Raw genomic sequence first — 10,287 nt, forward strand, 5'->3', positions numbered from 1 at the left:
CCTATCGTCCGATCACCCGGGCCGACACCCTGAGTGCCGCCAGCCCGATTGGCGAGGCGATTCCGGATTTGTCGTGGTACGTGCTGGACGCGGATTTCAACCCGGTGGCACAGGGTTGCAGTGGCGAATTGCATATCGGTCATGCCGGTCTGGCGCGGGGTTATCACAACCGTGCGGCGCTGACCGCCGAGCGTTTTGTGCCGGACCCGTTCTCGAAGGACGGAAGTCGTCTGTACCGCACCGGCGACCTGGCGCGTTACCGGTCCGAAGGCGTGATCGAATACGCCGGGCGTATCGACCATCAGGTGAAGATCCGCGGTTTCCGCATCGAGCTGGGAGAAATCGAAGCCCGCTTGCAGGCGCAGTCCAGTGTCCGTGAAGTTGTCGTTCTGGCTCTGGACGGCCAACTGGCCGCGTATCTGGTGCCACAGGACCCGAGCGTCGATCCGCAAAGCCTGCGCGAGGCACTGAAAGCTGAGCTCAAGGCGCACTTGCCGGACTACATGATCCCGACCCATTTCGTGGTACTGGACGCCATGCCGCTGACCGGCAACGGCAAGCTGGATCGCAAGGCCTTGCCCACGCCGGATGCCAGCCAGTTGCAGAGCAGCTACGTGGCACCGCAGAGCGAACTGGAGCAGCAGTTGGCAGCGATCTGGACCGATGTGCTGAAAGTCGAACGGGTCGGTTTGCACGACAACTTCTTCGAGCTGGGTGGGCATTCGCTGATCGCCGTGCAGATGCTGGTCCGCGTGCGCGAGCAATTGCAGCATGAGGTGTCCCTGAAGGAACTGTTCGAGCAGCCGTCGCTGGCGGGTATCAGTGCGGTCATTCAACAAAAAAATGGCAAAAGTGATCACGCACAGGACGAATTGACTAAATCACTGGAGGCACTCAAACGTTTATCAGCGGAGGAAATTGATAATTTGATTGCTTAGCAGGAGATACCCCCGTGCAAGAGTTGCTTGAGTCCGTGAAATCGCTGTCCGCCCGTGAACGCAAGGCGCTGGCGGTACTGCTGAAGCGACAGGGGGTGAATCTCTACGCCGTCACGCCAATCTTCAAGCGAGAGTCGCAGCAACCTGCTGCGCTCTCTTACGCCCAGCAGCGGCAATGGATCATCTGGCAACTGGAACCCCACAGCGCTGCCTATAACATCCCCCTGGCCCTGCGCCTGCACGGGGCTCTGAATGTCGAAGCATTGCGCCGCAGTGTCGAGTTGCTGATCGAGCGTCACGAAACCCTGCGCACCACCTTTGAGCAGCAAGGCGACGAAGCGCTGCAAGTCGTTCATCCGGCCACACCTTTCACCCTGAACGTGGACCGCTTGCAGGCCGGTGAGACGGTCGAAACCTATGTCGAGCACGAAGTGCAGCAGCCTTTCGATCTGCAGCAGGGACCGTTGTTGCGGGTCCGGCTGTTGAGCCTGGGCGACGCCGAACATGTTCTGGTCCTGACTCAGCACCATATCGTTTCCGATGGCTGGTCGATGCCTATCATGGTCGAGGAACTGCTGCGTTTCTATGAAGCCGACAGCCAGGGCCATGAGGCTGCCCTGACGCCCTTGCCGATCCAGTACGCCGACTACGCGCAGTGGCAGCGCAACTGGCTGGAAATGGGCGAGCAGGAGCGTCAACTGAGTTACTGGAAAGAACAGTTGGGCGATCAGCAGCCAGTGCTGGAGTTGCCGACTGATCGATCACGTCCGGCAGTACGCAGCCATGCCGGCGCACGCATCAATGTCGAACTTGATGCCGTGCTGCTGGGGCGCTTGAAGGACGTGGCCCGCCAACAAGGTGTTACCTTGTTCATGCTATTGCTGGCCTCGTTCCAGACCCTGCTGCATCGCTATACCGGGCAGGCCGATGTGCGAGTGGGCGTGCCGATTGCCAACCGCACCCGCGCCGAAACCGAAGGCCTGATCGGCTTTTTCGTCAACACCCAGGTGCTCAAGGCCGAGTTCGCAGCGCAGACTACGGTTGGCCAGTTATTGCAGCAGGTCAAGCAGACAGCCTTGCAGGCTCAGGCCCATCAGGATCTGCCGTTCGAGCAACTGGTGGAGGCCTTGCAGCCGGAGCGCGACTTGAGCCGCAGCCCGTTGTTCCAGGTTGCCTATAACCATCAGACCCAGGGGCGCAACGAGGCACGCCAGTTGCCGGGCTTGCGTCTGGAATATCAGGTGTCGGACAAACACACCGCACAGTTCGACCTGACGCTGGACACCTGTGAGCGTGCAGACGGCCTTGCTGCGTCGCTGATCTACGCCACCGATCTGTTCGATGCGCCAACCATCGAGCGCATGGCCGCGCACTGGCGCAATCTGTTGCAAACCATGGGCTCCGATATCCAGCAACGCATTGCCGATCTGCCGATGTTGAGCGCTGCCGAGCGCGAACAGACGCTGCAGGACTGGAATCGCGATCTTGCGGTTTACCCCAGCGAGCAATGCGCTCATCAGATGATTGAAGCACAGGCTGCCCGAGCACCGCAGGCGATTGCCCTGAGCCTGAACGGCGAGCAATTGAGCTACGAACAGCTCAACCGCCGCGCCAACCAGTGGGCCCACAAACTGCGCGAGCAGGGCGTCGGCCCGGATGTGCGGGTCGGTCTGGCAGTGGAGCGCAGCCTGGAAATGATCGTCGGCCTGCTGGCAATCCTCAAGGCCGGTGGCGCCTATGTGCCGCTGGACCCGGATTCGCCGCAGGAGCGCCTGAACTATCTGATGGACGACAGCGGCATTGCCCTGTTGCTGACCCAGGATCATCTGCGCGAGCGCCTGCCGGTTCCTGCGCAACTCCAGGTGCTGTCGCTGAACGATTCGCTGCAAGGTTATGCCGAGAGCACCCCGGTCAATCTGACGACTCCGGATAACCTGGCCTACGTGATCTACACCTCGGGTTCCACCGGCAAGCCAAAAGGCACGCTGCTGCCGCATCACAACCTGATGCGTCTGTTTGCCGCCACCGATGACTGGTTCAAGTTCGATGAAAAGGACGTCTGGACCCTGTTCCACTCCTACGCTTTCGACTTCTCGGTGTGGGAGATTTTTGGCGCGCTGTTGCACGGCGGACGTCTGGTGATCGTGCCCCGCGAAGTAAGCCGTTCGCCGGAAGATTTCCATGCCTTGCTGGTGCAGGAACAGGTCACGGTCCTGAACCAGACGCCATCGGCGTTCAAGCAATTGATGCGCGTGGCTTGCGATTCTCCAGCTTCGTTGGCGCTACGTTCGGTGATCTTCGGCGGCGAAGCACTGGAGGTTTCCAGTCTGAGCCCATGGTTCGAGCGCTTCGGCGATCAGACGCCGCAACTGATCAACATGTACGGCATCACCGAAACCACGGTCCACGTGACCTATCGTCCGATCACCCGGACCGACACCCTGAGTGCCGCGAGCCCGATTGGCGAGGCGATTCCGGATTTGTCGTGGTACGTGCTGGACGCGGATTTCAACCCGGTGGCACAGGGTTGCAGTGGCGAACTGCATATCGGTCATGCCGGTCTGGCGCGGGGTTATCACAACCGTGCGGCGCTGACCGCCGAGCGTTTTGTGCCGGACCCGTTCTCGAAGGACGGAGGCCGTCTGTACCGCACCGGCGACCTGGCGCGTTACCGGGCCGAAGGCGTGATCGAATACGCCGGTCGTATCGACCATCAGGTGAAGATCCGCGGTTTCCGCATCGAGCTGGGAGAAATCGAAGCCCGCTTGCAGGCGCAGTCCAGTGTCCGTGAAGTTGTCGTTCTCGCGCTGGACGGCCAACTGGCCGCGTATCTGGTGCCACAGGACCCGAGCGTCGATCCGCAAAGCCTGCGCGAGGCACTGAAAGCCGAGCTCAAGGCGCACTTGCCGGACTACATGGTGCCGACCCATTTCGTGGTGCTGGACACCTTGCCGCTGACCGGCAACGGCAAGTTGGATCGCAAGGCCTTGCCCACGCCGGATGCCAGCCAGTTGCAGAACAGCTACGTGGCACCGCAGAGCGAGCTGGAGCAGCAGTTGGCGGCGATCTGGGCCGATGTGCTGAAAGTCGAGCGGGTCGGTTTGCACGACAACTTCTTCGAGCTGGGCGGGCACTCGCTGCTGGCGACTCAGGTCATTTCCCGCATCCGTCAGCAACTGAACGTCGAGCTGTCATTGCGTGACCTGTTTGAAGCGCAAAGCCTGGGCGATTTTGCCACGGCTGCGGATCAAGGCCAGACCAGCCAGGCTCCCCGTTTGCTCAAGGCCGATCGCAACAAGCCGCTGAGCCTGTCCTACGCCCAGCAGCGCCAGTGGTTCCTCTGGCAACTGGAGCCACACAGCAGCGCCTACAACATGCCGGTTGCCTTGCGCCTGAACGGCGCGCTGGATATCGAAGCGCTGGAACAGAGTTTTACGGCGCTGATCGCCCGTCATGAAACCCTGCGCACCACTTTCCGCCAGGACGGCGAACAGGCGGTGCAGGTCGTGCATCCCGCTTCGGTATTTACCCTGCCTGTCGGCCAGGTTCCTGCCGGCCAGGCCCTGCAAGCCTGTGTGCAGCAGGAAGTGCAGGGCGCTTTCGATCTGCAGCAAGGTCCGCTGTTGCGGGTCAAGCTGCTGAATCTGGCCAGGGACGAGCATGTCCTGATCCTGACCCAGCACCATATCGTCTCCGATGGCTGGTCGATGCCGATCATGGTCGACGAACTGGTGCGTTTGTATGAAGGCTACAGCCAGGGCCACGAGGTCGATCTGGGTGAGCTGGCGATTCAATATGCCGATTACGCCTTGTGGCAGCGCAACTGGATGGAAGCGGGCGAACAGGCCCGGCAACTGGGGTACTGGAAACAACAACTCGGCGACGAACAACCGATTCTGGAATTGCCCGCCGATCGTCCACGCCCCATCGTGCAAAGCCATGCCGGTGCCCGGCTGGGCCTGGAGCTGGAGAACGGCCTGCTCGATAGCCTGCGCAGCGTGGCGCATCAGCAGGGCGTGACGCTGTTCATGCTGTTGCTGGCGTCTTTCCAGAGCCTGCTGCATCGCCATTCGGGGCAGAACGATATTCGGGTCGGCGTACCGATTGCCAACCGCACCCGTGCCGAAACCGAAGGCCTGATCGGCTTCTTCGTCAATACCCAGGTGCTGCGTGCCGAATTCGATCTGCACACCACCTTCAGCGAACTGTTGCAGCAGGTCAAACAGGCTGCCTTGCAGGCCCAGGCTCATCAGGAACTGCCGTTCGAGCAACTGGTGGAAGCCTTGCAGCCCCAGCGCAGCATGAGCCACAGTCCGTTGTTCCAGGTGATGTTCAATCACCAGACCCAGGGCAATGCCGAGGTTCGCGAAGTCTCCGGCTTGAGCGTGCAGAATCTTGAGTCGGACAGCCATGCGGCGCAGTTCGACCTGACCCTTGGCACCACCGAGCATGCTGGCGGTTTGAGCGTCGGGCTGACCTACGCCACGGCGCTGTTCGACAGCACTACTATCCAGCGCATGGCCGAGCACTGGCTGACACTGCTGCAAGCCATCTGCACCAATGCCGGGCAACGGGTTGCCGAGCTACCGATGCAGAGCGCAGCCGAACGTCAGCAGATCCTGCAGGAATGGAACGACAGCGCTGCCGCTTACCCGAGCGAACAGTGCCTGCCAGCCTTGATCGAAGCTCAGGTCCGGGCCACGCCAGAGGCTCCGGCGCTGTTGCTGGGCAGTGAGCAGTTGAGCTATCGCCAGCTCAACCGTCGCGCCAATCAACTGGCTCACAAACTGCGCGAACTGGGCGTCGGTCCGGATGTGCTGGTGGGCGTCGCGGTTCAGCGCAGTCTGGAGCAGGTCGTCGGCCTGCTGGCGATACTCAAGGCCGGTGGGGCCTATGTGCCGCTGGACCCGGATTTCCCGCAGGAGCGTCTGGCCTACATGATCGAAGACAGCGGCCTGCAATTGCTGCTGACCCAGAGTGGATTGCGTGAACGTCTGCCGATTCCGGCCGGGGTCCAGAGTCTGTGCCTGGATCAGGACGAAGGGTGGCTTGAGGCTTACGGCAGCGAGAGCCTTGTCCCTCAGGCTGATCCGGACAATCTGGCCTATGTGATCTACACCTCGGGCTCGACCGGACAGCCCAAGGGTGTGACCGTCAGCCATCGGGCCCTGGTCAATTTCCTCTGCAGCATGGCCGATCAGCCGGGGCTCAAGTCCGAAGACAGGGTCCTGTCGCTGACCTCGCTGTCATTCGATATCGCCGGCCTTGAGTTGTACCTGCCGCTGTTGCGCGGCGCTGCGGTGGTGCTGTTGCGCCCCGATGAAAACAAGGACCCGCAGGCCTTGCTGAGGGTGATCCAGCAACAGGGCGTCAGCGTGATCCAGGCCACACCGTCGACCTGGCGCATGCTGCTGGACAGCATTCCGGTAGACGCCTTGCGCGGCAAGACCCTGCTGTGCGGCGGCGAAGCCTTGAGTGGCGAACTGGCCCAGCGCCTGATCGATCAGGCCGGGCATGTGTGGAACGTCTACGGGCCGACCGAAACCACCATCTGGTCGGCACGTCATTACCTGACCTGCAGTGACGATATCTGGCTGGGGCGTCCCCTGGCCAATACCCGTCTGCATATCGTCAGCGACGCTATCGATGTATTGCCGGTCGGCACCCGCGGTGAGTTGCTGATTGGTGGCGATGGTCTGGCGCGCGGTTACCATCAGCGTGCTGCGCTGACTGCCGAGCGCTTCATTCCCGATCCGTTCGGCCCGCCCGGTTCGCGGCTGTATCGCACCGGCGATCTGACGCGCTATCACGCCGACGGGGTAATCGAGTACGTCGGGCGGCTGGATCATCAGGTGAAGATTCGCGGGTTCCGTATCGAACTGGGTGAAATCGAAGCCAGCCTGCTGCAACACGCCGACATTCACGAGGTGGCGGTCATCGATATCGACGGGCCAGCGGGCAAGCAACTGGTGGCCTATGTGATACCTGTCTACCTGGGACCGGATCCCGATGCCCTGCGTGACGAACTGAAGGCCCATCTGCGGGCCGGGCTCCCGGATTACATGGTGCCCAGCCACTTCGTCTGGCTGCAGCAGATGCCTCTGACACCAAACGGCAAGCTGGACCGCAAGGCACTGCCGAGGCCCGATGCCAGTCAGTTGCAGCGCAGTTACGTGGCGCCGGGTACCGAGCAGGAGCGTCAGGTCGCGCAAATCTGGGCGCAAGTGCTGAAGGTCGAGCGAGTCGGCCTGACCGATGACTTCTTCGAGCTGGGCGGACACTCGCTGCTGGCGGCCCAACTGATTTCCAGAATCCACTCAGGCCTGGGGATCGATGTTCCCCTGCGCCTTATTTTCGAGAAACCGCAATTGAACGAATTTATCCAGGCATTTGCCAACAGCGGTTTGTCGCTGACCGAGGACGGTTTGTCCGATATCGAAAAAATGATGAACGAAATGGCGGGTATCTGACATGGACAAGTCTGCAGCAGAGCGTATCGCCCAGCGTTTCGTTGGCCTGCCCGTGGAGCAGCGTCGGCAGATTCTCACCAGGATGAGCGAGACCGGCCAGAGTTTCAGGCTGCTGCCGATTGCCGTGACCCGGCATGACGTGCAGCGTATTCCGTTGTCCTACGCGCAGCAGCGCATGCTGTTTCTCTGGCAACTGGAACCGAACAATATCGCCTACAACGTGCCGTTGGCGGTGCGTCTGGATGGCCCGCTGGATGAGCGCTGCCTGGCGCAGGCTCTCGATCTGCTGGTGCAGCGCCATGAAACCCTGCGCACCCGGTTCGTGTCGGTGGACGGCGAGTTTCATCAGGAAATCCTCCAGCAGGCGACGGTTGCGCTGGAAGTGGCAACGGCCACTGCCGACGATATTCAGTCTCTTGTGAAGGCCGAGTTGCAAACGCCCTTCGACCTGCTGAGCGGCACGTTGCTGCGGGTCAGGCTGTTCCGTTTGAATGCAGCCGAACATGTGCTGACCGTGTGCATGCACCATGTGGTTTCCGATGGCTGGTCGGGCGAGTTATTGATTCGCGAATTCGTCCAGCTCTATCAGGCGCAAGTCGCCGGGCAGCCGGCGCAACTGCCGCCACTGGCGATTCAATACGCCGATTACGCCATCTGGCAGCGTTCCTGGCTGGAGGCCGGGGAGGGTGAGCGGCAACTGGAGTACTGGCGACAGCAACTGGGCAGCGAGCATCCATTACTGGAACTGCCGCTGGACCACGAACGGCCGGTACAATCGAGCTATCGCGGGGCCATTGTGCGCGCCGACATGCCGGAAAAACTCTCCGCCCAGCTCAAGAATCTGGCGCGCAATAACGGTCAGACCCTGTTCATGCTGACCCTGGCGGCGCTGTCGGTGGTGTTGTCACGCTACAGCGGGCAGGCCGATATCCGCATCGGCGCGCCGAATGCCGGGCGTACCCGCAGCGAACTGGAAGGTCTGATCGGCTTCTTTATCAATACTCAGGTTTTGCGGGTCCAGGTGGATGAGCGCCAGACCTTTGTCGAGTTGCTGGATCAGGTGAAAAACGTGGTGATGGGTGCACAGTCCCATCAGGAACTGCCGTTCGAGCATCTGGTGGATGCCCTGGCGCCCGAGCGTAATCTGGGCCACAACCCGTTGTTCCAGTTCAAGATCAACCAGCATGTATTGGCGGGCGATGAAGGCGATGCCGCTACCTCGGTAGCCGGGCTGAGCGTGGCCGAATTCCCGGTCGGTGGCGGCGATGCCCGTTTCGACCTGGCTTTTGACTTCACCGATACGCCTGCGGGCTTGCGCGGCTATTTCACCTACGCCACCGACCTGTTCGATGCCGCGACCATCGAGCGTATCGCCACCTCGTTGCGTAACGTGCTGGAAGCACTGGTGGCGCATTCCGGCGAGCGACTGGCGGATCATCCCCTGGCCGTTGCGGCTCCAGTCATACCTCGTGCAGCCGACTTTGCCCGTTCCGACTTCCTCAGCCTGTGGCAGGCAGGCCTGCAAGCCGGACAGGACAAGCCTGCATTGCGCTTTGGTCAGCAAGTGTTGAGTTATGCCGAACTGGAGCAGCGTTCCAACCAGTTTGCCCGTTACCTGCAAGGCGAAGGCATTGCCTCGGGCATGACCGTCGCACTGTGTCTGGACCGTTCGCTGGAGTGGGCGGTCAGCCTGTTGGCAGTGCTGAAACTGGGCGCGGTGTACCTGCCGCTGGATACCCGGCAACCGGCCGAGCGTTTGCAGCAACTGGCCAGGGACAGCGGTGCTGCGCTGTTGCTCCACGCCCGTGACGACCACCAGGCCGCGAGCCTCGGCGTCTGTCCGGTGCTGGCGTATGACGCCAGCCAGTGGGCGGCAGTCGATGCGAGCCCGCTGCACATTCAAGTGGCGCCGCAACAGCCTGCCTACATCATCTACACCTCCGGCTCCACCGGGCAGCCCAAAGGCGTGGTCATCAGCCATGGCGCGCTGGCCAACTATGTGCAGGGCGTGCTGGCGCGTCTGTCGCTGAGCGCCGGGGCGAGCATGGCCATGGTTTCCACGGTTGCCGCTGACCTTGGGCATACCCTGTTGTTCGGAGCACTGGCGTCCGGTCGGCAACTGCACCTGCTGTCCCACGAGCAGGCATTCGACCCCGATGGTTTTGCCGCCTATATGGCCGAGCATCAGGTCGAAGTATTGAAGATCGTGCCAAGTCATCTGCAAGGTCTGTTGCAGGCGGCGAAGTCGGCAGATGTACTGCCGGGGCAGATGTTGATTCTGGGCGGCGAAGCCAGTTCCTGGGCCTTGATCGAGCAGGTCCGCAGCCTCAAGCCGGGGTGCCGGATCGTCAACCATTATGGCCCGACCGAAACCACGGTCGGCATCCTGACTCATGAAGTGCAGGAAAGACTGGATGCCTGCCGCAGCGTGCCGGTCGGCCAGCCACTGGCCAACGGCAAGGCGCGGGTGCTGGATGCCTGGCTGAACCCGCTGGCCGAGCGTGTCGCCGGTGAGTTGTATCTGGGCGGCAGCGGTCTGGCCCAGGGGTATCTGGGACGCGCGGCGATGACCGCCGAGCGCTTCGTGCCGGACCCGGAAGGCGATGGCGAGCGCCTGTACCGTGCTGGTGACCGGGCGCGTTGGGTGGATGGTCTGCTGGAATATCTGGGCCGTGCTGACGATCAGGTGAAGATTCGCGGCTACCGGGTCGAACCGGGTGAAGTCGGTCAGGTACTGCAAGCTCTGGATGGCGTGGCTGAAGCCGTGGTGCTGGCGCAACCGTTGGAAAGCGACGAGTCCCGCCTGCAACTGGTGGCCTATTGCGTGGCGGCTGCCGGCGCGACGCTTCAGGTTGAAGCCCTGCGCGAACAACTGAGCG

3 protein-coding genes are annotated in these 10,287 nt (G+C 61.8%); all 3 read left to right on the forward strand.

The annotated features are described in order from the left end of the window. Nucleotides 1–938: phosphopantetheine-binding protein (locus ALQ04_RS05865; RefSeq protein ID WP_147466567.1), on the forward strand; the 938-nt coding region annotated here is incomplete at its 5' end. A 14-nt stretch (nucleotides 939–952) separates the two neighbouring features. Further along, nucleotides 953–7,408, forward strand: a complete 6,456-nt coding sequence (locus tag ALQ04_RS05870; protein WP_122314914.1) for a non-ribosomal peptide synthetase — start codon at nucleotides 953–955, stop codon at nucleotides 7,406–7,408. Between the two features lies 1 nt (nucleotide 7,409). Beyond that, the coding region (locus ALQ04_RS05875; RefSeq protein WP_122314915.1) for an amino acid adenylation domain-containing protein at nucleotides 7,410–10,287 on the forward strand (2,878 nt) is incomplete at its 3' end.

The sequence above is a fragment of the Pseudomonas cichorii genome (assembly GCF_003700275.1).
GTDB lineage: Bacteria > Pseudomonadota > Gammaproteobacteria > Pseudomonadales > Pseudomonadaceae > Aquipseudomonas > Aquipseudomonas cichorii_B.